The organism is Micromonospora phaseoli (genome assembly GCF_900109115.1).
Classification (GTDB): Bacteria; Actinomycetota; Actinomycetes; order Mycobacteriales; family Micromonosporaceae; genus Micromonospora; species Micromonospora phaseoli.
This window is the reverse complement of sequence record NZ_FNYV01000006.1, coordinates 124,779-148,315: the sequence shown is the minus strand read 5'-3', so window position 1 is coordinate 148,315 and position 23,537 is coordinate 124,779. Positions and strand designations below refer to the sequence as shown.

20 protein-coding genes are annotated in these 23,537 nt (G+C 72.0%); 8 read left to right on the top strand and 12 right to left on the bottom strand.

Annotation, left to right across the window (positions count from 1 at the left end; translation table 11 throughout):
* Positions 1-59 precede the first annotated feature (59 nt).
* A complete protein-coding gene (locus tag BMY89_RS16945; RefSeq protein ID WP_092380967.1) occupies positions 60-932 on the bottom strand; it encodes a glycosyltransferase family 2 protein in 873 nt (290 codons plus the stop codon).
* Positions 929-2,734 carry a D-glycero-beta-D-manno-heptose 1-phosphate adenylyltransferase gene (gene rfaE2 / locus BMY89_RS16940; RefSeq protein ID WP_092380966.1) on the bottom strand — a complete coding sequence of 602 codons (1,806 nt, stop codon included), beginning with the start codon at positions 2,732-2,734 and terminating at the stop codon, positions 929-931. The genes BMY89_RS16945 and rfaE2 overlap by 4 nt, the downstream gene beginning before the upstream one ends.
* 110 nt (positions 2,735-2,844) lie before the next feature.
* On the opposite strand from rfaE2, the gene BMY89_RS16935 reads away from it, so the two are divergent.
* Entirely contained in the window at positions 2,845-4,521 is a 1,677-nt protein-coding gene (locus BMY89_RS16935) for an MDR family MFS transporter (protein ID WP_232521390.1), read from the top strand.
* A 48-nt stretch (positions 4,522-4,569) separates the two neighbouring features.
* Here BMY89_RS16935 and BMY89_RS16930 read toward each other — a convergent pair whose 3' ends face one another.
* Complete coding sequence (locus tag BMY89_RS16930) at positions 4,570-5,061, bottom strand: NUDIX domain-containing protein (protein ID WP_092380965.1); 492 nt, start codon at positions 5,059-5,061, stop codon at positions 4,570-4,572.
* Between the two features lie 55 nt (positions 5,062-5,116).
* Here BMY89_RS16930 and BMY89_RS16925 point away from each other — a divergent pair, with 55 nt between their 5' ends.
* Entirely contained in the window at positions 5,117-6,766 is a 1,650-nt protein-coding gene (locus BMY89_RS16925; protein WP_092380964.1) for a long-chain fatty acid--CoA ligase, read from the top strand.
* Positions 6,767-6,948: 182 nt separating this feature from the next.
* On the opposite strand, the gene BMY89_RS16920 is transcribed toward BMY89_RS16925, so the two are convergent.
* From BMY89_RS16920 to ku, 5 genes are all read right to left on the bottom strand, one after another.
* Positions 6,949-7,959, bottom strand: a complete 1,011-nt coding sequence (locus BMY89_RS16920) for an NADPH:quinone reductase (RefSeq protein WP_092380963.1) — start codon at positions 7,957-7,959, stop codon at positions 6,949-6,951.
* A 41-nt stretch (positions 7,960-8,000) separates the two neighbouring features.
* Complete coding sequence (locus tag BMY89_RS16915) at positions 8,001-8,651, bottom strand: HAD family hydrolase (protein WP_092380962.1); 651 nt, start codon at positions 8,649-8,651, stop codon at positions 8,001-8,003.
* Positions 8,652-8,809: 158 nt separating this feature from the next.
* Complete coding sequence (locus BMY89_RS16910) at positions 8,810-9,631, bottom strand: SCO6745 family protein (protein WP_092380961.1); 822 nt, start codon at positions 9,629-9,631, stop codon at positions 8,810-8,812.
* A 70-nt stretch (positions 9,632-9,701) separates the two neighbouring features.
* Positions 9,702-10,358, bottom strand: a complete 657-nt coding sequence (locus tag BMY89_RS16905) for an FKBP-type peptidyl-prolyl cis-trans isomerase (protein WP_092380960.1) — start codon at positions 10,356-10,358, stop codon at positions 9,702-9,704.
* Between the two features lie 193 nt (positions 10,359-10,551).
* The gene (gene ku / locus BMY89_RS16900; RefSeq protein WP_092380959.1) at positions 10,552-11,556 is read right to left on the bottom strand and encodes a non-homologous end joining protein Ku; all 1,005 of its coding nucleotides are present in this window, start codon (positions 11,554-11,556) and stop codon (positions 10,552-10,554) included.
* Positions 11,557-11,641: 85 nt separating this feature from the next.
* On the opposite strand from ku, the gene ligD (BMY89_RS16895) reads away from it, so the two are divergent.
* Positions 11,642-12,583 carry a non-homologous end-joining DNA ligase gene (gene ligD, locus BMY89_RS16895; protein ID WP_092380958.1) on the top strand — a complete coding sequence of 314 codons (942 nt, stop codon included), beginning with the start codon at positions 11,642-11,644 and terminating at the stop codon, positions 12,581-12,583.
* Positions 12,573-13,484 (top strand): non-homologous end-joining DNA ligase, encoded by a 912-nt coding sequence (gene ligD / locus BMY89_RS16890; RefSeq protein ID WP_092380957.1) that lies wholly within the window; start codon positions 12,573-12,575, stop codon positions 13,482-13,484. Before ligD (BMY89_RS16895) ends, ligD (BMY89_RS16890) begins: the two co-directional genes overlap by 11 nt.
* A gap of 54 nt (positions 13,485-13,538) precedes the next feature.
* Here ligD (BMY89_RS16890) and BMY89_RS16885 read toward each other — a convergent pair whose 3' ends face one another.
* Positions 13,539-14,546 (bottom strand): hypothetical protein, encoded by a 1,008-nt coding sequence (locus tag BMY89_RS16885; RefSeq protein WP_092380956.1) that lies wholly within the window; start codon positions 14,544-14,546, stop codon positions 13,539-13,541.
* A 137-nt stretch (positions 14,547-14,683) separates the two neighbouring features.
* Between BMY89_RS16885 and BMY89_RS16880 the strand changes: the two genes are divergently transcribed.
* Complete coding sequence (locus BMY89_RS16880) at positions 14,684-15,436, top strand: TIGR03089 family protein (RefSeq protein WP_092380955.1); 753 nt, start codon at positions 14,684-14,686, stop codon at positions 15,434-15,436.
* 23 nt (positions 15,437-15,459) lie between these two features.
* Here BMY89_RS16880 and BMY89_RS16875 read toward each other — a convergent pair whose 3' ends face one another.
* Positions 15,460-17,778, bottom strand: a complete 2,319-nt coding sequence (locus tag BMY89_RS16875; RefSeq protein WP_092380954.1) for an esterase-like activity of phytase family protein — start codon at positions 17,776-17,778, stop codon at positions 15,460-15,462.
* Between the two features lie 235 nt (positions 17,779-18,013).
* Between BMY89_RS16875 and BMY89_RS16870 the strand changes: the two genes are divergently transcribed.
* On the top strand, positions 18,014-18,259 hold the full coding sequence (locus BMY89_RS16870; protein WP_232521389.1) for a toxin HicA: 246 nt from the start codon (positions 18,014-18,016) through the stop codon (positions 18,257-18,259).
* Entirely contained in the window at positions 18,259-18,603 is a 345-nt protein-coding gene (locus BMY89_RS16865; protein ID WP_092381205.1) for a type II toxin-antitoxin system HicB family antitoxin, read from the top strand. Before BMY89_RS16870 ends, BMY89_RS16865 begins: the two co-directional genes overlap by 1 nt.
* 11 nt (positions 18,604-18,614) lie before the next feature.
* Here the strand turns inward: BMY89_RS16865 and BMY89_RS16860 are convergent, their stop codons facing one another.
* A complete protein-coding gene (locus tag BMY89_RS16860) occupies positions 18,615-20,294 on the bottom strand; it encodes a DNA repair helicase XPB (RefSeq protein WP_092380952.1) in 1,680 nt (559 codons plus the stop codon).
* Positions 20,295-20,765: 471 nt separating this feature from the next.
* On the opposite strand from BMY89_RS16860, the gene BMY89_RS16855 reads away from it, so the two are divergent.
* Positions 20,766-21,005, top strand: coding sequence for a hypothetical protein (locus BMY89_RS16855; RefSeq protein WP_092380951.1), 240 nt, complete (start codon positions 20,766-20,768; stop codon positions 21,003-21,005).
* A gap of 9 nt (positions 21,006-21,014) precedes the next feature.
* Here the strand turns inward: BMY89_RS16855 and BMY89_RS16850 are convergent, their stop codons facing one another.
* Positions 21,015-23,489 carry a helicase-associated domain-containing protein gene (locus BMY89_RS16850; RefSeq protein WP_092380950.1) on the bottom strand — a complete coding sequence of 825 codons (2,475 nt, stop codon included), beginning with the start codon at positions 23,487-23,489 and terminating at the stop codon, positions 21,015-21,017.
* Between the last annotated feature and the right edge of the window lie 48 nt (positions 23,490-23,537).

Genomic DNA, 23,537 nt, shown 5'->3' with positions numbered 1-23,537 from the left:
CCTCGTGTATAGGAAGGGTCCCCTGTTAACGCGGCGGCGCCAGGTGTTCGCGGCGGGCGTCAGGCGTCCGCGTCCGCCTCGGCCAGCACGACCTCCCAGGCTTCCACGTCGCGCTCGGTGACCGTGGTGGGGGACTCCAGGTGGTACGCGCCGCTGGGCAGCACCCCGGCGCCACCGTGGCGCGCCAGCACGGCGAGCTGGGCGGCCACGTCCTCACCCTGGTGGCGCTCCTGCACCCGGCGCCAGAACTCGAAGCCGCCGGCGTCGATGAGCTTGGTCCGGTCGTACAGGACGCATCCGCCGATCCAGGAGACCTGGTACGCCCGCCAGCTCCCGGCGGGCAGCGCCAACGCCTCGGTGACGTGCAGCAGGTTCGCCGCCGAGTGGATCTGCGCGCGGTCCCACTCGGGACTGCCCGGACGGACCCGTTCCGGCACCGGTCGGCCCGTCCACTCCCGGTAGTGCCGGTGCGTGTGTGGCCGCACATCGTCCAGGTACGACAGGCCGTGTACCGCGTTGCCGACGAACCCACAGCGCAGCTCGCCGATCGCGGTCACCAGCCGACGCAGCGTGCCCGGCTCCAGCCAGATGTCGTCGTCGAGGCAGAGCACGTACCGGGCGGCGGAGGTGGCGAGCAGGAAGGCCCGGTGCTCGGCGAGGCCGCGCCGGGGCAGCCGGCGGGTCAGCAGCACCGGGTGCCCCCGATGGCGCAGCGCCCGGACCATGGTGGCGGCCGCCGGATGGGCGTACCCGGGGTCGCCGTCGGACTGGTCGCTGACCACCACCCCGAACCCTGGCACGCCCTCCTGCGCGGCGAGCCCGGAGAGGGTGACGGCGAGTTCGGCGGGACGATTGCGAGTCGGGATCAGCACGTCGACCGGGCGGTCCGCGCGGAACTCCTCGGGTGCGCCGGCGTCGAGTGGTCGGTTCACGGCGCCTTGCCGGTGAGCGGCGGGACGTTCGCGCCGGTCGCGGGCTGCGGGTCACTGCTGGTGGCCTGCGGTGCACCCGGCTGGCCGTACGCCCGGATCCGGTTGATGATCGTGGAGGTGGAACGGTCCGGCACGTACCCCAGGGTGCGGACCTGACCGCCCAGCCGTCGCACCAGCGGCGCCTCCGGCACCAGCTCGGGCGGGTAGTCGCCGCCCTTGACGTAGACGTCCGGGCGGATCGCCTCGATCAATGCGGCCGGCGAGTCCTCCTCGAAGACCACCACGTGGTCCACGCAGGAGAGGGCGGCGAGCAGGGCGGTGCGGTCCTCTACCGGGTTCACCGGCCGGTCCGGCCCCTTTAGCCGGCGTACGCTGCCGTCGGAGTTGACCGCCACCACCAGCAGGTCGCCGAGGGCGCGGGCCTGTTCCAGGTAGCGCACGTGGCCCCGGTGCAGCACGTCGAAGCAGCCGTTGGTGAAGACGATCGCGCGTCCCGCGCGGCGTTGCTCGGCGACGATCTCCGCCAGGTTCCCGGTGCCGACCAGCACCTGCCGCCCGTCGCCGTCGGCCCTCGGGCGGCCCAGCGCGGCCAGCAGATCCTCCCGGCGACAGACACAGGTGCCGGTGCTGGTGACGGTGCTCGTCGCGGCCAGCTGAGCCAGCTGCGCGGCGGTCGACAGCGGGGCGTCGGCAGCCAGCGCGAGTGTCATTGCCGCCAGGTACACGTCACCGGCGCCGACCGCGTGGCTCGCCGGGACGGGTGTGCTGTGGCTGCGGGCCGGCTTCCCGTCGGCGCCGCCGACCACCGCGCCCTCGGTGTCCAGGGTCACCGCGACCACCGCCGCGCCGGTGTGCGCACGCAGCTCGGCGAGCCGGGACTCGGCCAGTACCGCCCGGTCCACCCCGGCTCCGGCCTCGGCGTTCACAGTCACCCCGGTGCCGGTCACACTGAGTCCGTCGCCGGTCATCGCCACCCGGTTCTCACCCGGGGTGGGCTCCCCGGTCGGTCCGTCGGTACGTCGCATCCCGGCTTCGCCCGGTGCCGCGCCGACGGTCAACTCGGAGGGCCCGTCGGCGGGGTCGGCCTCGGGATGCTCCAAATGCAGTCCGGCGGTGCCGGCCCGGGCGAGCAGCCGGGTCGCCTCCGCGAAGCTGGGGGTCACCACGGTCGGGCCGAGGCCCCGCCAGTCGGCGAGGTCATGGGCGTCCAGCGCGACCGTGGCGTACCGGTCCCGGTGTGCGACCAGCCAGGCGCGTACCGGTGCGGACAGGGCACCGAGACCGTAGTCGCAGACGACCAGCGTCGGGTCGTCGCCGCCGCTGGCGGCCCGCAGCTCCTCGGTCGCACAGTCCAGGGCGGTGAGCAGGCAGTCCACGCCCGCGTCGCTGAGCGGGTCATCCGGGTCGCCGGAGTCCTCCCGTAGCAGGATCTGGTCGCCGGCCAGCATCCGGCGCTTGACCGCGGTGGGCCGGCCGGGTTGGCTGACCGTACGGTCCCAGACACCGGCCCGGTCCAGGCAGTCGTGCAGCTCGTCACCGGGCGCGTCGGCGCCCACGGGTGCGACCAGCACCGAGCGTCCGCCCAGCGTGGCGATGTTGACCGCGGTGTTGGCCGCGCCACCCGCCGCCGAGATGCGACGGCGCAGGGTGAGGACCGGGGCCGGGGCCTCCCGGCAGAGCCGGTCGGAGTCGGCGAACCGCCACTCGTCGAGCATGGCGTCGCCGATCACCAGGACCGGGCGCCCGAGCCAGCTCTGCACGACGTCGGCGAGCCGGAGCTGTTCAGCTGCTGCTCGTGCCATGCCGGCGGTTCCCCTCCGCCCGGCGGGGTCAAACCTGCGGCCCGGCCCGCGGGCGGAGCGGCATTCCGCGTCGGCGGGCATGTTTGCGGTGATCGGGGAAAGAAGGCGGAGTGACCACGGAGGAGAACGCGGCGCCGGTGTTGGGCAAGGGGCAGATCCGGCTGCTGATGTTCGGTCTGATGACCGGGATGCTGCTGGCCGCGCTCGACCAGACCATCGTCGGGACCGCGCTGCCGACCATCGTCGGTGAACTGGGCGGGATCAGCCACTACTCGTGGGTGGTGACGGCGTACCTGCTCGCCTCGACCGCCTCGACCCCGCTCTACGGCAAGATGGCCGACCTGTACGGCCGCCGCCCGGTGTTTCTCTTCTCCATCGGGACGTTCCTGCTCGGTTCGCTGCTCGCCGGGCTGTCCCAGGACATGACTCAGTTGATCATTACCCGCGGGGTGCAGGGACTCGGCGCCGGTGGCCTGATCACCCTGGCCTTCACCATCATCTCCGACGTGGTCTCGCCCCGCGAACGCGGTCGGTACCAGGGTGTCTTCGGTGCGGTGTTCGGGATCGCCTCGGTTGCGGGGCCGCTGGTCGGCGGCTACTTCGCCGAGACCAACTGGCGCTGGATCTTCTACATCAACGTACCGCTGGCCATCCTGGCCATCGTGGTCTGCTCGCGGGTGATGCGGTTGGTGCCGTTCAACCGCCGTGACCACGCGATCGACTGGCTCGGCGCGATGCTGCTGGTCGCCGGGGTGAGCTGCCTGCTGCTCGCGTTGAGTTGGGGTGGCAACACCTACCCCTGGGGCTCCGGGGTGGTCATCGGGCTGCTCGCCGCCGGAGCGGCGTTGGGGGTGCTCTTCGTGCTCCAGGAGAGCCGGGTAGCCGAACCGATCCTGCCGCTGCGCCTGTTCCGCAGCCCGACCTTCGCCCTGGCCAACAGCGCCGGGTTCGTGCTCGGCCTGGTGATGTTCGGGTCGATCATCTTCATCCCGCTCTACCTCCAGATCGTCAAGGGCGCCTCGCCGACCCGAAGCGGTCTGCTGATGCTGCCGATGATGGCCGGCATCATCGTCACCTCGGTGCTCACCGGGCGGGCGATGAGCCGGATCGGCCGTTACAAGTGGTTCCCGGTGGCCGGGTCGGCGGTGCTGCTGGTCGGGATGTTGCTTTTCACCCGGTTGCAGGTGGGCACCTCACTCTGGATGGCGTTCGGCTTCATGGTGGTGATCGGCGTGGGGCTGGGGCTCTGCATGCAGTCGCTGGTCCTCGCGGTGCAGAACGCGGTCTCGACGCGGGACCTGGGCGCCGCCACCTCCTCGGCGACCTTCTTCCGCTCGCTCGGCGGGTCCTTCGGGGTGGCGATCCTCGGCGCGGTGCTCTCCTCCCGGCTCGCCTCCGAGATGGCCGACCGGCTACCTGGTGCCGTCGCCCAACTGACCCCGGAGCAGCGCGCCACCACGGGCGCCACCGGTGGCGCCGGCGTCTCGGTCGACGACCCGGCGACCATCCTGGCGCTGCCGGCCCCGGTGCGCGCCGCCGTCCAGGCGGCCTTCGTCGAGTCACTGCACCTGGTCTTCCTGATCACGGGACTGATCGCGATCGTGGCGGTGCTGGTCACCCTGGCTCTGCCGAACGAGATGCTGCGCGGTGCGGGTCCGCAGGGAGCGACCGGCGGCACCGACGGTCTGGGTGGTGAGGGGCCCGCTCCCGGCGGCAAGCCGCTCGACCGTGAGTCGAAACCGGAGGCCGCCGCCGAGATGGAGGCGAAGTCCCAGACGATGCTCTGACGGCAGATCCAGGGGCGGTTCCGACGGAATCGTGGTCGCTGCACCGGCTCACTTCAAGATCAGGCGGTTGGTCTGCTCGAAGACGTCCAGGTCGGCCAGGGTTTCCCGGACGCTGGTGGAGAGCGGGTGCGGCATCGCGTCGCGGTGGAAGAAGCCGGCGTCGGTGGTCTCGTCGGTGACCCGGGCCAGCTGGCCGTCCCACTCCTCGACCCGGAACGCGGTGGTGAAGATCTGGTACGTGTGGCCGTACATGTTGGTGTGGGTGCGATCCGGCCCGGTGTAGAGCGCGAAGGCGTTCACCCGCAGGGCCCGTAGCCCCGTCTCCTCGCGTACCTCCCGCACGGCGCAGTCGGCGATCGACTCGCCCAGCTCCATCGCGCCGGCGGGCATCGCCCACTGCCCGTTGTCGGAGCGGCGGATCAGCAGGACGCGAGCCGAGTTGTCGCGCACCACGGCGCGGGCACCGACGAACATCAGCGTCCGGTCGCCGGCCAGGGCACGCAGCTGCCCGACGTACGAATCAGCCCAGGAGATGCTCACCCGGACAATTTACGGGGGTTCCCAACGTGTGACCGGCGACACTAACTTGTTACCCATGCGTAGCACGATGATGGACGCCCCGCTCCAGGTCTCCCGGATCCTCGAACACGGCGCCACCGTGCACGGCACGGCCGAGGTGGTGACGTGGACCGGCGCGGAACCGCGCCGCAGCACGTACGCCCAGATCGGGCGGGACGCCGCCCGACTCGCGCACGCCCTGCGCGCCGAGTGCGGGGTGACCGGCGACGAGCGGGTCGCCACCTTCATGTGGAACAACACCGAGCACCTGGTGGCGTACTTCGCCGTGCCCAGCATGGGCGCGGTGCTGCACACGCTGAACATCCGACTCTTCGCGGACCAGATCAGCTACATCGCCAACCACGCCGAGGACCGGGTGGTGCTGGTCGACTCGACGCTGATCCCGCTGCTGGCGAAGTCCATCGGGGGGATGACCAGCGTCCGGCACGTGGTGGTGGTCGGCGGCGGTGATCCCGCCCCGCTGACGGCCGCGGCCGGCGACCGGATCGCCGTACACCACTGGGAGGCGCTGCTGGCCGACCGGCCGGAGGTGTACGACTGGCCCGAGGTCGACGAGCGCGACGCCGCCGCCCTCTGCTACACCTCCGGCACCACCGGCAACCCCAAGGGGGTCGCCTACTCGCACCGCTCGATCTATCTGCACTCGTTGCAGATCTGCATGCCGGAGGGCTTCGGGCTCGGGCCGACCGATCGCGAGCTGGCCATCGTGCCGATGTTCCACGCGATGTCGTGGGGTCTGCCGTTCGCGGCCTTCCTCTCCGGCGCGTCGCTGGTGATGCCGGACCGTTTTCTCCAGGCCGCGCCGATCGCCGAGATGATCGCCGCGGAGCGGCCGACCCTGGCCGGCGCGGTGCCGACCATCTGGACCGACCTGCTGGCCCACCTGGACGGCAACGACGTCGACACCTCCTCGCTGAAGGAGGTGATCGTCGGCGGTTCGGCCTGCCCGCCGTCGCTGATGCACGCGTTCGACGACCGGCACCGCGTCGACGTGATCCACGCCTGGGGGATGACCGAGATGTCGCCGCTGGGTTCGGTGGCCCGCCCGCCGGCCGGCGCGTCCGGCGAGGACGCCTGGCGCTACCGGTACACGCAGGGCCGGGTGCCGGCCGGGGTGCAGGCCCGCATCGTCGGCCCGGCGGGGCAGCCGCTGCCCGCCGACGGGAGCTCCGTCGGCGAGTTGGAGGTGCGCGGGCCGTGGATCACCGGCCGGTACGTCGGGGACGAGGCACCGGATCCGGAGAAGTTCCGCGACGGCTGGCTGCGTACCGGTGATGTCGGCACCCTCTCGGCGGATGGCTACATCACCCTCACCGACCGGGCCAAGGATGTGATCAAGTCCGGCGGGGAGTGGATCTCCTCGGTGGAGCTGGAGAACGCGTTGATGGCCCACCCGGCGGTGCTGGAGGCCTGCGTGGTGGGCGTACCGGATCAGCGTTGGGACGAGCGGCCCCTGGCCACGGTGGTGCTCCGGGCGGGTGCGTCGGCCTCCGCGGAGGAGCTGCGCGAGTTCCTGGCCGGGGCGGTGGCCCGCTGGCAGTTGCCGGAGCGGTGGGCGTTCGTCGACGTGGTGCCGAAGACCAGCGTCGGCAAGTTCGACAAGAAGGTGGTGCGCTCCCGGTACGCCGACGGCGACCTGGATGTCCGGGAACTGGCCACGCCGTAACGTTTTTCGGCGCATCATCGCCGTAAGGAGTAGCGGCCTCGCACAGACCTCTCTCCGGTGGGCGGCCCCGGCGTTCGCACCGCGCCGGGGCCGCCCGTTCCTTGCGGGGCGACCCGCAACGCCAGTATTGCGAAACTTGTTCGCCTCTGTCCGGCGGATGGAGAATTTGCCCTGCTCAGGCCCTATTCGCTGGCGCTGACCAGCACCTTCCCGACCACGGACTCCTCCACCGCCTGATGCGCGGCGGCGGTCTGCGACAGCGGATAGGAGTGCAGCGGCAGGCCGGCCGCCGCGCCCACCCGGATCCCGCCCTGTGCGGCGGCCGCCGCGACATCCACCACCGCCTGCGCCTTGGCCGCCTTCGGCATGGTGTACACCAGCACGAACTGCCAGCGGGCGTTCGGCGCCAGCAGTGGTCCGATCGGCAGCGTCACCTCACCGCCGCCGTTGTCGGCGTAGACACTGACCACCCCGCCGGCGTGCAACAGCCGTACGTCGGTGGCGGCATTGCACGCGGCGGAGACCTCCACGATGCCGTGCACCCCGTCGGGCGCGACCTTGTGGACCTCCTCCACCACGTCCTGTTCCCGGTAGTTGATCACCACGCTGGCGCCGGCCGCCGCTGCCAGCTGTGCCTTCTCCGGGCTGCTCACCGTGGCGATCACGCAGGCGTCGGACCAGGCCGCGAGCTGGATCGCCGCGTTGCCCACCGCACCGGCCCCGCCCTGCACCAGCACCGTGTGGTCGCTCAACGCGCCCGGCCCGAGGTTGTCCGGCAGGAACTCCCCAGCGGTCAGGCAGCGGTGCGCGGTCAGGAACGGGATGCCCAGGCAGGCACCCAGCTCGAAGGAGGCGTCGCCGAGGCGTACCGCCTGGCGGACCGGCACCACGGTGTACTCGGCGGCGGTGCCCCAGGGCCGCTGCCAGGCGGCCTCCCAGACCCACACCCGCTCGCCGATCAGCTCCCGGTCGACACCCTCGCCGACCGCCTCGACGACCCCGGCGCCGTCCTGGCCGGGCGTCTGCCACCCGGCCGGCAGCGTGCCCTGCCGACGCGACCTCCAGTCCGTCGGGTTGACCCCCGACACCGCGACCCGCACCAGCACCTCACCGGGACCGGGCTCCGGCGCCGGCCGGTCGACCAGTTGGAGCACGGCAGGGTCACCGGTGCGCTCGTACACGATCGCCTTCATGCCGTCGACGGTAGGCGGGGCGGGGACCGCCCGGTGGCGGTTCAGCCGAGCCCGTCGACGACCTTCGGGGTCAACTCGCCGATCGAACCCAGCACCGTCGCAGCCAGCCGCTCCGCGTCCGGATCCAGCGGGTACGCCCCGTGCGGCACCGCCACCACGGCCATCCCGGCCGCAGCCGCCGACCGGACCCCGTTGGAGGAGTCCTCCACCGCCGCGCAGCGCGCCGGGTCGACGTCGAGCCGTCGCGCCACGGTCAGGTAGACGTCTGGCGCGGGCTTGCCGCGCTCGGTCTCCTCGGTCGACAGCGTGGTGCGGAACGCGTCGGCCAGACCGGTGGCGGCCAGCGCCGCCGCGATCAGCCGGGTCGGCGACGAACTGGCGAGCCCCAGCGGCCACCGCGCCGCCAGCCGGCGCACCACCTCGTCCGCACCGTCGATCAGCGGTACCCGGGCCGCGTATCGCTGGGCCATCTCCTCGACCACCTCGGCGGCCACCTGCTCGGCGGTGCGCCGCACGCCCAACTCGCCGCTGAGGTACCGGGCCCACTCGCCGGTGCTCATCCCCATCAGGCGCCGCTGGGTGTCCTCCTGCCAGCTGCCTCCGTGCTCGGCGACGTACCCCCGCCGCACCTCCTCCCACACCGGCTCGGAATCCACGATCACACCGTCAAGGTCGAAAACCACCGCATCCATCGCCACACCCCCATCCTCGCGTACCCGCCACCCCGCTGCCCGGGCGCGTGTTGATCAAGAAGTTTTGGTCCAGTCCGGAGATCAAACTGGACCAAAACTTCTTGATCAACTCTTCGGGGTTGGCGCGGGGTCGGCGCGGGGGCGACCTGGAGACGAGGTTAGGGGAGGGCGGGGAGGCCGATTGGGCTGCCCTCCGGAATGACCGTGTGGGCGGCGCGGGCGATGGGGTCGAGCAGATCGCGTAGGCGCTGCGTCCGGTCCGCCCCCAGCGCTCGCCAGGGTCGGGCGGCGGCCTCGTCGGTGGCCTCCTCGACCGCCTGGAAACCGGCCCGTCCGCGGTCGGTCGGCTCGCCGTCGGCGGTCAACCAGCCCCGGCCGGCCAGCCGCTCACGGGCCTGCGCCCACTCCTGCTCCGACCAGCTCCGGCCGAGCAGATTCGCCGGCGACATGTCGACCGCGACCCGCCAGGTCAGCGTCTCCACCGGATCGAGATCGGCGGCGACCAGCGCCGCGATGTGTCCGTCGCCCCGGTGCTCCCGCAGCGTGGTGGCGGCCTGCCAGAGCCGGGCCAGCGGATACTCGCCGCGAGGTAGGGCCGCGTTGGCCGCGCCCAACACCCGGCCGGCGACCTCGATCCCGTCGGCGGCGGCCTCCAGCAGCTCGGCGGCCTCCGTGAGGTGCCGCTCGGGCAGCTCGTAGGTCAACTCGGCGAGCGCCTGCACCGCCCCGGTCAGACGGGCACGCAGCGCCTCCTCGGGGGCGGCCAGCTGCCACACCGCCGGCAGGGCCCGGGTCACCATGTGCGGGGCGAAGCTGTAGAAGGCGGCGATCACCGGAGCCGGACCGGTCGGTCCGAGCGGCGCGGCCCGGCCGGCGAAGTAGCCCCGCCAGTACCCGCGCAGTCCGACCGCCTCGTAGGCGGCGCGGGCGCGCGGGTGGAAGTAGGTGACGGCGTGCACGGGCTCGTAGTGCGTCCACATCAACCGGGCGGTCCGCCCGGCAGCGTCGCGTGCCGTCACCCTTACCTCCGTGTTCGTGCCGACCGTACGGTCACTGAGCGGCGAGGATGTCCACCACGAAGCGCAGCGGGCCACCCGGACGACCACCCTCGCCGTCGCCGTACGCCTGCTCGGCCGGGATGTCGAGCTGCACCCGGCTGCCCACGGTCACCCCGACCAGGCCCTTGTCCCAGCCCGGGATGACCTGACCGACGCCGATCGGGAAGGTGGCCGGCTCGCCCCGCTCCCAGGAGGAGTCGAACTCTTCGCCGTTGGCGTAGAACACGCCGACGTAGTTGGTGGTGATCGACTGGCCGGCCTCGACCTTCGGCCCGGTGCCCTCGATCAGCGGGGTCACGGTGAGCTTGGACAGCTCGCCCTCGCCGGGAGTGACGGTCGGCTTGCTGCCCAGCGCCGGGTCGGCGCCCTCGGGCAACTGCGGGGCGGGCGGAGCGGGCGGCGAGGCCGGATCGACCGGCGCCTCCGCCGGGGCGGACGGGGTGCCGGCGGCCTGCTCGGGAGCGTCGTCACCGCCGCGCTGGCCGACGATCACGAACACGGTGATCAGCACCGCCACCACGGCGACGCCGGCGAACGCGCCGGCCCACGCCTGCCGGCGGCGCTTGGCCTCGGCCGCCTTCTGGGCGGCCAACTGCTCGGCCAGCCGCCGCTGCGACTTCGTGGACCGGTTCTCCGTGCTCTCGCTCACGTCGTCGACTCCCTGTTGAGAGGTGGGTGCGTCCGGGCGCAGACGCCGTCGCCGACACACGGTACCTGGTGGTGGGCGCACTTCCGACGATCGATTGCTACCAGTGAGAATGATGGGGCGGCCGAGGCGCCGGCTGTGCTGCTGCGACCAGGCGAACTGCTGAGCGGACAAGGGCCCGCGCAGCAGTTCGCGGTCAGGCAGTCTTGCGGGCGGCCTTCTTCGGAGCAGCCTTTTTGGTGGTCACTTTCTTCTGAGCCTTCTTCGCGCCTTCGGCCTTCGTGTCCGCTGCCTTTCTGGCGCTTTCGGCCTTTTTCGACGCGGCCTTCTTCGCGGTGGCCTTCTTCGCCGGGGCCTTGGCCGCCTTCTGCTGGGCCGAGCGCGCCGACGAGATCGGGGTCGGCTCAGCCGCGCCGCCCTCGCCCCGGGCCGCCCGAGCCCGCTCCACGGACGCCTTGAGCGCGGCCATCAGGTCCACCGCGGCGGCCGGCGCCTCCTCGACCTCCTCCGGCTGGACCACCTCACGGCCCTCCACCTTCGCGTCGATGACCTCCTGCAACGCCGCCCGGTAGTCGTCGGTGAACTCGTCCGAATGGAAGTCTCCGGCCATCGAGTCGACCAACGAGGTGGCCATCGCCAGCTCCGGTGGCCGGATCTTGAGGTCCTCGTCGAGGAAGCCGAAGGCCGGCTTACGGATCTCGTCGGGCCAGAGCATCGTGTTCAGCAGCAGCACCCCCTCGCGGACCCGCAGGGTGGCCAGCTGCTCCCGCTGGCGCAGCGCCACCTTGACGATCGCCACCCGCTCGGAGTCGGCCAACGCGTCCCGCAGCAGCAGGTACGGCTTGGTCGCGGTGCCCTCCGGCTCCAGGAAGTACGCCTTGTTGTAGAGGATCGGGTCGACCTGTTCGGCCGGCACGAACTCCAGCACGTCGATCGCGCGGGAGCTGGTCAACGGCAGGTCGGCGAAGTCTTCGTCGGTCAGGATGACCATCTCCCCGCCGCCGATGTCGTAGCCCTTGGCGATGTCGTCGTAGCTGACCTCCTCACCGCAGACCTGGCAGGTGCGCTTGTACCGGATCCGCCCGCCGTCCTCCCGGTGCACCTGGTGAAACCGGATGTCTTTTTCCTCGGTCGCCGAGTACAGCTTGACCCCGATCGAGACCAGCCCGAACGACACGGCTCCCTTCCAGATGGCCCGCATCCTGCCCTCCCTTCCCCGATATCGACCATGCTCGCATCACGGCGAACCTGTCGCTACGTGTTCGGTCTGCTACTACAGTCGATTCGTGCCCGGCGCGCCGCTCAAGCCGATGCTCGCGATGACCGGGCCGCTCCCGGCCGGTGCCGGCTGGGCGTACGAGTTCAAGTGGGACGGCGTACGCGCGCTGGCCGACATCGCCGCCGGACGACCGCGGTTGTACGCCCGCTCCGGCGTGGAGATCACCACCGCGTACCCCGAACTGATCATGCTCGGCGAACAGATCGACGACGCGCTGCTCGACGGCGAGGTGGTGCTCTTCGACCCGGGCGGGCGGCCGTCGTTCACCGCCCTGGCCGAGCGGATGCACGTGCGCGATCCCGCGAAGGCGGCCCGGCTGGCGGCCACCGTCCCGGTCACGTACATGATCTTCGACCTGTTGCGGCTGCGCGGCGAGGACCTCACCGGCTGGCCCTACAGCCGGCGCCGGGAAGCCCTCGACGGCCTGGGGCTCGGCGCGGCCCGGTGGGCGGTGCCCCCGGTCTTCTTCGACGGCCCGGCCACCTACGAGGCCGCCGGCGAACACGGCCTCGAAGGGGTGATGGCCAAGCAGGTGGGGGCGGCCTACCGGCCCGGCGTGCGTTCGCCGGACTGGGTGAAGGTCAAGCTGGAGGTGACGGGTGACTTCGTGGTCGGTGGCTGGCGGCCCGGCGCACGCAAGATCGGCGGCCTGCTTATCGGGGTGCCGGGCGCCGACGGACGGCTCATCTACCGGGGCCGGGTCGGCGGTGGCATCGGCGCCGCCCTCGAACGCGAGCTGCTGCGCGAGCTGGAGCCGCTGCGCGCCACGGGCGCGCCGTTCAGTGGCGACGTGCCCCGCGAGGATGCCCGAGGCGCGATCTGGGTAACCCCCCGGGTGGTGGTGGAGGTCAAGTACGGCCAGCGGACCCCGGACGGTCGGCTGCGGTTCCCCCGGGTGCTGCGACTGCGGCCCGACAAGCCGGCCGAGGAGGTCGACGATGCCAGCTGACCGCTTCCCGGTGGAGGTGCAGGGCCGCACGCTGGAGCTGTCCAACCTCGACAAGGTGCTCTACCCGAAGGCGGGCTTCACCAAGGGCGAGGTGATCGACTACTACACCCGGGTGGCGCCGGTGCTGCTGCCGCACCTGCACGACCGGGCGCTCACCCGGATCCGCTACCCGAACGGTGTGGAGGGCAACTCGTTCTTCGAGAAGAACGCCCCCGCCGCCACCCCGTCCTGGGTACGCGTCGAGACGCTGCCCGCGCCCGGCTCCACCAAGGGCCGGGAGACCATCGACTACGTGGTCGCCGACGACCTGCCCACCCTGGTCTGGCTGGCCAACCTGGCCGCCCTGGAGCTGCACACCCCGCAGTGGACGATCGGTGCGCACCCGGACCTGATGGTGGTCGACCTGGACCCGGGGGCACCGGCGTCGCTGCGCCAGTGCTGCCAGGTGGCGCTGCTGCTGCGGGACCGTCTCGCTGTCGACGGGATCGACGCGTACCCGAAGACGTCAGGGAAGAAGGGCATGCAGCTCTGCTGCCCGATCGCCGGTGCCCAGCCCGCCGACGAGGTGTCGGCCTACGCCCGGCGGATCGCCCAGGACCTGGAACGCGAACACCCGAAGCTGACCGTGTCGAAGATGGCGAAGAACCTGCGACCGGGCAAGGTGTTCATCGACTGGAGTCAGAACAACGCGGCGAAGACGACGGTGTCGCCGTACTCGCTGCGCGCCCAGCAGGTCCCGTCGGTGTCGACGCCGCTGACCTGGGACGAGGTGGCGGCCGGCGCAGCGGGTCAGCGGCCGTCGACCCGGCCGTTCACGGCCGGCGAGGTGCTCGACCGGATCGAACAGCACGGCGACCTGCTCGCCCCGCTGCTCCACGGCGGCCCGCCGCTACCGACGTAAGGAAGGGCCCCTTGTTAACGCCTGCGGTAGAGCAAGGGCCCCCTGTTAACGCGATCAACGCGCGGCACCCAGCTCGCCGAAGCGGCGTAGGCGCGCGTACGCGCCGGTGAGCAGGACCACCGCGAGTAGGCTGACGACCACGTCGCTGGCCAGGGCCTCGGTGGGCGACGCCGGCGCGTACGGGGGCACCAGGTACGCCAGCGTGGCCGCGCCGACCAGCGCACCCGCGGCGCAGGCCAGCACGTGCGCCTGCCCCCACCCGGTGCGCCCGGACCAGCGGATGAGCAGCGCTGTCAGCGCGGCGATGGCGACCACCGCCACCACGACCCCGACCCAGCCGGACAGCATGCTCACCCCCAGGTAGACCACCAGGACCAGCACCGCTGGGCGGCGTGGACGCGGCGCGGTGGCCGATGCCGGTGCCGGTCGACGCCGCCACCGGGGCAGGGCCGCCACCACGACCAGGGTGAGGACCACCGCAGCCGCCCCGGCGAGCTGCCCGGGACTGGCCAGGAAGCCCTTACGCCCGCTGTCGTCGGCGAAGACGGCCAGGCTGCCCAGCAGGTAGAGCAGCGTCACCGTGATCAGGCCAGGGGTCCGCAACCACGGGCGCAGGCGGCGCGTCGGGGAGAGGTACGACTCGACGACGGCGATCGGTGCGCAGATGGTCAGCGCCACGTGGTTGCCCAGGAAACCGACCACCTCCTGCGCGCTGACGCCCAGCACCGGGATCCGGGTGCGGTCCGCTGCGCTCAGCTCGGCGAACTCGGTGTCGGCCAGGTAGTCGGGGTTGAACAGCGACTGGTCGACCAGCCCCGCCTGTACCACGCCGAAACCCGCCGCGAGCAGCACGATCATCGGCCAGCCTCCGCCGGTACGCCGGGCCGCCTCGCGGATCAGTACCGCCGCACCCCCGTACATCGGGGCCAGGACGATCACGACGAGCAGCATGTCCGCCCCGGCGAAGCCGCCCCATGAGCACTCGGCCGCCCAGGGGGCGAGCAGCAGGAGCGCCACGACCGGCAGGAGTCGCCGCCACATCGGTTCCCCGTGGGATGTCATGTCCCGACTGTCCGGGCGGCGCGGGGTACGCCGGTACTGCCATCGGGCTACTCCCCGCCGACCAAGGACCAGTGGCGTCCGCCGAGACGGGCGGGTCGGCATGGACAGGGCCGGGCAGCAGGAGTAGGACGTACCGTATGCATTCTGCCGCGCCCGTGCTGTCCTTCGTCGGCCTCGCCGAGCCGGACCAGCCCCTGCTCACCTACCTTGACCACCGGACCGGCCATCGTCAGCAGCTGACCGCTGCCGAGCTGGGCGGGTGGTCGGCGCGGGCCGCCGGGCTGCTGCGCGACGGGTGTGGGCTGACCCCGGGCAGCCGGGTGGCGGTGCTGCTGCCACCGCACTGGCGTACCGCCGCTGTGCTGCTCGGGGCCTGGTCGGTGGGGTTGGAGGTGTCGTTCCGGCCGCGCGCCACCGCCGGGTTGCCGGTGCTGGAGCCCGGCGGCGACCGGCCGTACGACGCGGTCCTGGTCACCCCGGAGCGTCTGGACGACTGGCTCGAGGACGTACCCGAGGGGGTGCACCGCTACCTCGTCGGCATGGGGCCGGACCGGCTGGCCGACGTGCCGATCGGCTGGCTCGACTGGTCCGTGGAGGTACTGCGGCACGGTGCGGCCCCGGCCGACCGTCCCACGCTGTTCGCGTCCGACCCGGCCAGCCCCGACGGCACCAGCTACGACGAGTGGGGCCGGGTGGCCAGGGCGGTGGCCGAGCAGCTCGACCTGCGGGTCGGCGATCGGCTGCTGGTCGACGCCGCCGAGCAGGACCAGCCGCTGAAGTGGCTGCTCGCCCCGCTGTCGGCCGGCGCGTCGGTGGTGCTCTGCGCCAACCTCGACCCGGCGGGCCGGGACGCGGTGATCGCCGCCGAGCAGGTGACCCGGGTCCTCTGACCCGGGTCACCTGCTTCGGTGGGTCAGCGGTTGCCGAAGACCTTGGTGCCGGGGCCGAGGCGCAGCAGCACCGTCTCGCCGGTGGCGTCCTGGACGCCGTCGTTGTCGGTGACCGCGTACACCTGGCCGTTGCCGGCCACGGTCAACCCCTCCAGCTTCTCCTGGGTCCAGCCGTTGGTGGCGCGCAGCGCCGGCAGGACGTCCAGGGCGAGCCGCTTCGGCAGCACCCGCAGCGGGCCGGGCGTGGCCGGGCCGGCCGGCAGCTCCACCGTGTAGATCCGCTTGATCTTGGCGGCTGGACCGTTCAGCTTGTCCCGCTCGATCACCGCGAGCCGGTCACCGACCACGGTTATCTCGGAGAGCCCGATCCAGTCACCAGCGACGCTGGTCCGCTCCAACCGGTACCCGAACCAGCTCCACGAGCCCGCGGCCACGTCGTACCGGCCGATCCGGACCACACCTGCCGGGTCGGTGGCGACCTCCCGCTGGAGCACCGCCCAGACGATCTCCCGGCCGCGCTTGTCGGTGGTCGCGGTGACCCCCTCGAAGCCCTGCTTGCCCAGGCCGGCGGCGACGTCGGCGGGCAGCGGCACGACCTGTCGGGTCACCCCGGCGGCGTCCAACCGGACCAGCTTGTTCTCCGGACCGCTGGCACCCTCCACGGCCAACCAGAAGCCGCCCTGCGGACGGGCGAAGATGCCCTCCGCGTCGTAGCCCGCCGGCTCGCCCCGCTCGTCGCGGACCGGCAGCACCCTGGTGATCACCGCCGGGCTCTTGCGGGCGTCGACGGTGAAGATCTGGGTCCTGGCGTACGCCGCGTCGGTCACGCTGTACAGCAGGTGCGGCTGCCTCGGGTCGGCCGAGAGGGCGCCGAGCGCACCCCAGCCGATCGGCGTGCCGGTGGCGTCCGGGCCGGAGACGATGCTCGGGAAGCCGGGGGTGTCCTTGCCGAGCTGGTACAGCGACACCGCGGCGCGGACGCCGACGCCGGCCTCGTCGGTCTCGCTGGAGACGGCGAGCAGGCCGCGCGACGGGATGGGCAGCAGCCCCTCCGGCCCGTTTGTGGCCGGCAGGACCTGCTTGAACACCGGCGCGGTCGGCTTGGTCACGTCGTACACGGCGACGAAGTTGCTGCGCTCCGAGCCGACGAAGGCGTACCGGGTGCCGCCGTACTCGGCGATGGCCAGCCCCTCCGGCTCGGTGCCCTTGTTCTCCGCCCGGTCCTCGTTGTGCAGGCCGTGCCGGACGGCCAACCACTCGAAGCTGTTGCCGGCGTCCCAGGCCACCCGGCCGGTGCGGCTGTCGAAGACCGTCCAGCCCCGGGTGCCGCCCCGCCAGTCGCCCTCGTTCGCGGTGGCCAGGTAGCGGTCGTCGACCCAGGCGATCGCGTCCGGTTCGCGCGGCACCTCGCTGATCGAGCCGGTCAGGTCGATGACGCCGTCCTCGACCGTGTCGATCCCCCGCACTGAGGCGGTACCCGCGCTGAAAGCGCTGGTGATCCGGCCGGTGGGCAGGTCGATCAGGACGACGCCGTTGTTCTCCTGAAGGGTCACCGCGAGCTGGTTACGCCGGTTGATCGTGACGTACTCCGGCTCCGGGTCGGTGGGCTCGACGATCCCGGCGGCGACCAGGGCGGGCAGCGCCCGTCCGCCAGCGGTGGTCAGCGGCACGGTGCGCAACGACCAGCGGTGCGGACCACTGCCGTGCAGGTCCACCAGCTGCACGAAGCCGGCCGGGGCCTGCGGCAGGTCGCCCTCCGCACCGCCGGGCGGGGTGGCCTCCTCGTCCCGCTCGTTCTCGATGGCGATCGCCGCGTACCGCTGGTCGTGGCTGATCGCGATCGAGTCGGGCTGGCCGCCGAGGTCGATGCTGCGGACCCGCTTACGGGTGGCCAGCTCGATCACGTCGAGGCGACCCGACGGGTCGGTGTAGCTGGCGCTGGTGTTCACCACCACCAGGACGTAGCGGCCGACCACGGCCACCGAGGTCGGCTCGTCCTCGGCGGCACCGAGCTGGGCCAGGGAGAGGGTGCCGAGCCCGCGCGGCTGGTTGGCGCGGGAGATGTCGAGGAAGCCGATCCGACGGGCCGCCGCGTCGGTGTAGACCAGGGTGCGACCGTCCTCGCTGACGTCGGAGATCTCGGCCACCGTCTCGGTGGCGGGGTCCTCGCCGGCCGGACGGTTCAGGAACACCGGGTAGGTGGCGGTGCGGTCGAAACTCTTCGCCGCCGGCTTGGTCGGCCCGTGGTGGAGCTGACCGGCGTGCGCCGTACCGGTGATGGCGAGAGCGGCGACGGCGGCCCCCGCCACCGCCAGCACGGGAATGGATTTCTTGCTGGTCATTGGTCCTCCGTCTGTGCAGACACGGGACGGAGGCTGGCAGCCGCGATCGAGCACGGACTGTCGTGATCGTTAACGGCGAACGAACAGCACGGGCGGCAGGGTGCGACGACCAGCACAAGCCGATGACCGCTGCGGGTCGCCGTCGACGACCGGTTGCCGGATTTCTCGGCCGGCGGCGCCTATCCAGACGGCGATCCGAAAGCTAGAATGGTACCGCCCGTGGTACCATTCGTGGGTGCCGTCCCTGAAGAAGCTCATTGAAGCGATGCGGAAGAACCAGCAGAACGTCGCCTACAACGATCTCTACGGGGTGTGCGAGCACTACTTCGGGAAGCCACGGCAGGCTGGTACCTCCCACGCGGTCTTCAAGATGCCCTGGGCCGGCGACCCACGCGTCAATATCCAGAACGACAAAGGTAAGGCCAAGGCGTACCAGGTGCGGCAGGTGCTCAAGGCGATCGACAAGAAGGAGGCCATGTGATGGAGAGCGATGCCCGCGCTGAGATCTTCCACTACACCTACCGAGTGACGTGGTCGGCCCAGGACGACGAGTTCGTCGCCACCTGTGTCGAGTTCCCTTCCCTCTCGTGGCTGGCGTCTTCTCAGATCGAGGCGCTGCAAGGGTTGCAGGCTCTGTTGCTCGAGGTGATCGCGGACATGGAGGAGCAGGGCGAGGAGGTGCCGCAGCCGTTCGCGGAACGCAGCTACTCGGGCAAGTTCAACCTCCGCGTAGGAGAGAGCCTGCATCGTGAACTGAGCATCCAGGCCGCTGAGGACGGCCTGAGCCTCAACCAGTACATTCTGCGGAGACTGAGGGCCGCCTGAGTGGCGCCGATTCAGTCGACGGTGGGTAGGGGTGGGCCGAGGACGTCGTCGGCGTCGACGATGGTGTACGCGTACCCCTGCTCGGCGAGGAAGCGCTGCCGGTGGGCGGCGTACTCGGTGTCGATGGTGTCCCGGGAGACCACGGTGTAGAAGTGCGCCTGCCGGCCGTCGGCCTTCGGGCGGAGCACCCGGCCCAGGCGTTGCGCCTCCTCCTGGCGGGAACCGAAGGTGCCGGAGACCTGGATCGCCACCGCCGCCTCGGGCAGGTCGATGGAGAAATTCCCGACCTTCGAGATCACCAACGTACGTAGCTCCCCGGAGCGGAACGCGTCGAAGAGCCGCTCGCGCTCCTTGTTGGTGGTCGACCCCTGCACGATCGGCGCGTCGAGATACTCCCCCAACTGGTGGAGTTGGTCGATGTACGCGCCGATGACCAGCGTCTGCTCCTGCGGATGCCGGTCCAGCAGGGCCCGCACCACCGGCAGCTTGGTGCGGGCGGTGGCCGCCATCCGGTAGCGCTCCTCGGCCTCCGCGGTCGCGTACGACATCCGCTCCGCGTCGGTCAGGGTGACCCTGACCTCGGTGCACTGCGCCGGGGCGATCCAGCCCTGCGACTCGATGTCCTTCCACGGCGCGTCGTACCGCTTCGGGCCGATCAGGCTGAACACGTCGCCCTCCCGGCCGTCCTCGCGGACCAGGGTGGCGGTCAGCCCGAGGCGGCGACGGGCCTGCAGGTCCGCGGTGAACCGGAAGATCGGTGCGGGCAGCAGGTGCACCTCGTCGTAGACGACCAGGCCCCAGTCGCGGGCGCCGAACAGGTCCAGGTGGGTGAAGGCGCCGCCGCGCCGCGAGGTGAGCACCTGGTACGTGGCGATGGTGACCGGGCGAATCTCCTTCCGCTCGCCCGAGTACTCGCCGATCTCCTCCTCGGTCAGCGAGGTGCGGGCGATCAGCTCCCGCTTCCACTGCCGGCCGGCGACGGTGTTGGTGACCAGGATCAGCGTGGTCGCCTTCGCCTCGGCCATCGCCGCCGCGCCCACCAGGGTCTTGCCCGCCCCGCAGGGCAGCACCACCACGCCGGACCCGCCGGCCCAGAACGCCTCCACCGCCTCCCGCTGGTACGACCGCAGGGTGAACGGCCTGCCGCCCGCCTTGCCGGTCTCGGCCAGCTCGATCGGGTGGGCCTCGCCGTCGACGTACCCGGCCAGGTCCTCCGCCGGCCAGCCGAGCTTGAGCAGCGCCTGCTTGAGTCGGCCCCGCTCGGACGGGTGCACCGCGATGGTGTCGTCGTCGATCCAGTTGCCGAGCATCCCGGCGAGCTTCTTGCTCTTGGCCACCTCGATGAGCACCACCCGGTCCAGGGCGCGCAGGACCAGACCGTGCGCCGGATCGGCGGCGAGCTGGAGCCGCCCGTACCGGTCCATCGTCTCGGCCACGTCCACCAGCAGGGCGTGCGGGACGGGGTAACGGGAGTACTTGAGCAGCGCGTCCACCACGCCCTCGGCGTCGTGTCCGGCGGCCCGGGCGTTCCACAACCCCAGCGGGGTCAACCGGTACGTGTGCACGTGCTCGGGGGAGCGCTCCAACTCGGCGAAGGGCGCGATGGCCATTCGACAGGCCTGCGCGTCGGGGTGGTCGATCTCCAGCAGCAGGGTTTTGTCCGACTGCACGATTAGCGGTCCACCACTCACGCCGAATCCTCTCCTCCGTACGGCTGATCCGTCTCACCACGACAGGGAGCTGACCTGCCTCAGGGCGACCATCCAGTGTTACACGCACAGCCGGACGACAAGAAAGAGCTCAGCGCGCGCAACCCTGCCGGCACCGCCGAACGTCTAGCTGTAGGGGGACGAGTTGTCGAGGGCGGCGAACCGGCGAGTTCGTGATCGGGCCGCCACACCGCCCTCGCATGCGTCCCGCCGGGTGGGTGCCGGTGCGTGTGCGTTCGATCCGCGGTCAGACGGGCCAGGAAGCGGGGGCCGTTCCCGTCATCGCGGACAGCCAACGGGGGCGAGCGGCCCGCACCGGCACCCCCGCCCTCGTTTCGCCGGCCGCCCGTGCAGGGTACGAGCTGGGCCGGTTAGGTACCCGGTGGTGCTGGTCGGCAGCCGCCCGGGATGACACTCTTGACGTCGAGGGCCGGACCGTACGGGGGAGGGCGCATGACCGTCGATCAGGAAGTGATCCTCGAACGCGAGCAGGCAACGTCACCCGAACCGGTCTCCACCGCCACCGTGGTCGCGTACACGGTCGTCGGGTTGATCCTATTCGGCTGGTTCCTGTTTGGTTGGCTGGTTCTCCAACAGGGCTTTATCGACTCGGTCGGCGAGGCACTCGGCACCGCGTTCGGGCTGCTGCTGGTCGTGGCGATCATCGGATCGGTGCGGCGCAGCCGACGTTGACCGGCTCGATCACTTCTCCAGCACCGCCGCGGTGATCCGATGCAGCGCGAAGGTGTGCAGCATCTCGGTGCGTTCGTCCTCCGCGCGTAGGTAACCCGCGCCCAGCGAGACCGGCCGCACCAGCCTCGACGCGGTCGCCCCGTGCGCGTCGACGTAACCCACCCAGACCAGCGCCTTGTCGCGTACCGCCTGTTGGAGCACGGCCAGGGCGTCACTGTGGCTGGGTACGGGTACCGGCCCGCCCGGTGCCGCACCCCGCACCACCGCCGGGGCCCGGCGGGCCGCCCGCGCCGCCGCGTCACCCCGGCGGATCTGATCCACCACGCCGAGCAGGCGCGGCAGCGGCAGGCGCGCGGTGGCGAGCGGATCGATCGCCCGGGTGGCCACCGACACCCGGGCCGGTGCCCGGCGGTTCTTCGGCCGGCTGAGCACCGTCGAACCGGTTGCGTCCTCGGCCACCGGGGCGTAGCCGGCCTCGCGCAGCACGGTCAGCAGCCGGCCGGCCTGATACGGCGTGACCAGCACCGTCGGTGCGAGCCGGCGCAACGCCAGCGGCTCCACCCGCCGGTCGGCCAGCACCTCAGCCAGCAGCGCCTCGTCGTCGCTGCGCAGGTACGCCCCGGCGGAACCGATCCGCAGCCCACCGTGCTTGCGGGCCACATCGTCGACCAGGTAGGTCAGCCCCTGCGGCACCGGGGTGCGGGACCGGCGCCGCAACAGCTCGTGCAGGTCGTCGGCGGAGTATCCGGCGTCCAACGCCCGGCGCACGCTGCCCGTGGTGACCCGGTGCACACTCGCCCCACCGGCCGACTCGGGCTCGGCGAGGATCTCCAACTCGGCGGCGAGCGCCGGCTCGGGAGGTCCGGGCACCACCACGGTCAGGTCGGCCTGGACGAGGAAGTGATCCACCGGAGCCGGCAGCAGGGTGTCCAGCGCCCGGATTGCGGTGCCGGCCTCGGCGTCCTCGGCGTCGGCCCGGAGACCGAGCGGGTCGTCCGCGTCGCGTCCGTCGGTCGCCGCCGTCTCGGCCAGCAGCAGCCGCCCGTACGAGGTGAGCGCCCCCAGCCCGGTCACGCCCAGCGTGGCCGCCTCGGCGAGCATCTCCCGGTGCGCCGGCTCCCGGCCCCGGCTGCGCCGGGGTGCCCGCCAGTCGAGCAGCGCCAGCACCTCGTCGACGCTCGGCGCGGTGGCCGGTTCCACATCGGCGAGTACCCCGAGCACCGCCCGGCGGGCGGCCGGCGAGCCGGCCCGTTCCGCCTCCGCGGAGAGCACGGTGATCGGCCGGTCCCGATCGTCGCGTTGACCGACCAGCCCCACCTGGCGGGTCATGGTCAGCCAGGCCCGGGCCAGCTGCTCCCAGCGCTGGGCCAGCGAACCAACTCGCCACATCTCGTATCCGGCGGTCGGCAGCACCTGCTGGTCGGCGCCGTACCGGCCGACGGCACCGGGCAGCTCCACCTCGCCGGTCAGCCCAGCCGCGTACGCGACCTCCAGCAGCAGCGCCGCCGTCGACTCGTCCAGCCCGGTGACGCGCGCCAACCGGCGCAGGTCACGCACGCCGATGCCACCCGAGCGCAGCACCGGCGCGGGCTCGGTGGCCAACTGCTCCAGCAGCGCCTCGGTGTGGCGTACCACCTCCATGCTCTGCCCGGCCCCGGCGGAGTCGACGGCCTTCGGCTCGCGTGGCGTGGCCGTCACCGGGGGTGGGCTTGAGCTCAGCGGGCCCAGCGGTCCGGTGTCGCGCCGCAGCAGCAGGCCGATCTCCCGGGGCAGCTCCACCATCCCGGTGGTGCCGCCCTTGCCGCCGGCGACCCGCACCAGCAGGCGATGGTCGACCAGCCAACGGATCGGCGAGCCGGTCGGTGCGCCGCCGTTGGTGTCGTCCGGCGGCAGGTCGTCGTCGGCGCCGACCGCGGGCGCCTGTAGCGCGCCGGGCGGCACGCTGCCGACCGGTGGACCGGCCGCCAGCCGGTCCAGGATCGCCCGGGCCGACGGCGGCGCGGACAGCAGCGTTCGCCGCAGCTTCGCCGGGTCCGCGCAGAGCGCGGCCGTGCGCGGGTCCAACTCCGCCGCTGGCCGGCCGAGGCCCGCCGGGTACGGGGAGATCTCGTCGATGCCGCCGACCAGTTGCAGGGCGCTCTCCGGCCCGTAGAGCAGGAATCGGGCGCGCAGCCTGTCGACGGCCGCCCGGACGGCGGTCGGTGCGGGCGGGTGCGGGCCGGTGGTGGCCAGCGCGAGGACCTCGTCGACCGAGGTGGTGCCGTCGGCCGGGTCACGGGTCAACCGGGCCGCGTCCATGATCTGGAGGGTGAACTGGTTCAGCTCGTCCAGGGCGCGCGACACCGAGACGCGGGACTGGGCCCGGATGGCCAGGGCGTCGACATCGGCGGGGACCGGTACGACGAGGTCGGGCCGCAGTTGGAGCAGCGCGGCGAGGGACTCGTCGGGCAGCGAACGCAGGTGATCGGCGAGTGAGGTGCTCATTGTCTTTCCACGCTAGCCCGGCCGGGGCCACTTGTGCCCCTGGGACGT

What these genes read in the sequence shown, in the direction of transcription:
- rfaE2 (WP_092380966.1), bottom strand. Translation starts at nt 2,734, where the DNA reads ATGGCACGAGCAGCAGCTGAACAGCTCCGGCTCGCCGACGTCGTGCAG.
- BMY89_RS16925 (WP_092380964.1), top strand. Translation starts at nt 5,117, where the DNA reads ATGCGTAGCACGATGATGGACGCCCCGCTCCAGGTCTCCCGGATCCTC.
- BMY89_RS16920 (WP_092380963.1), bottom strand. Translation starts at nt 7,959, where the DNA reads ATGAAGGCGATCGTGTACGAGCGCACCGGTGACCCTGCCGTGCTCCAA.
- BMY89_RS16915 (WP_092380962.1), bottom strand. Translation starts at nt 8,651, where the DNA reads ATGGATGCGGTGGTTTTCGACCTTGACGGTGTGATCGTGGATTCCGAG.
- BMY89_RS16910 (WP_092380961.1), bottom strand. Translation starts at nt 9,631, where the DNA reads ATGTGGACGCACTACGAGCCCGTGCACGCCGTCACCTACTTCCACCCG.
- ku (WP_092380959.1), bottom strand. Translation starts at nt 11,556, where the DNA reads ATGCGGGCCATCTGGAAGGGAGCCGTGTCGTTCGGGCTGGTCTCGATC.
- ligD (WP_092380957.1), top strand. Translation starts at nt 12,573, where the DNA reads ATGCCAGCTGACCGCTTCCCGGTGGAGGTGCAGGGCCGCACGCTGGAG.
- BMY89_RS16885 (WP_092380956.1), bottom strand. Translation starts at nt 14,546, where the DNA reads ATGACATCCCACGGGGAACCGATGTGGCGGCGACTCCTGCCGGTCGTG.
- BMY89_RS16880 (WP_092380955.1), top strand. Translation starts at nt 14,684, where the DNA reads ATGCATTCTGCCGCGCCCGTGCTGTCCTTCGTCGGCCTCGCCGAGCCG.
- BMY89_RS16875 (WP_092380954.1), bottom strand. Translation starts at nt 17,778, where the DNA reads ATGACCAGCAAGAAATCCATTCCCGTGCTGGCGGTGGCGGGGGCCGCC.
- BMY89_RS16865 (WP_092381205.1), top strand. Translation starts at nt 18,259, where the DNA reads ATGGAGAGCGATGCCCGCGCTGAGATCTTCCACTACACCTACCGAGTG.
- BMY89_RS16855 (WP_092380951.1), top strand. Translation starts at nt 20,766, where the DNA reads ATGACCGTCGATCAGGAAGTGATCCTCGAACGCGAGCAGGCAACGTCA.
- BMY89_RS16850 (WP_092380950.1), bottom strand. Translation starts at nt 23,489, where the DNA reads ATGAGCACCTCACTCGCCGATCACCTGCGTTCGCTGCCCGACGAGTCC.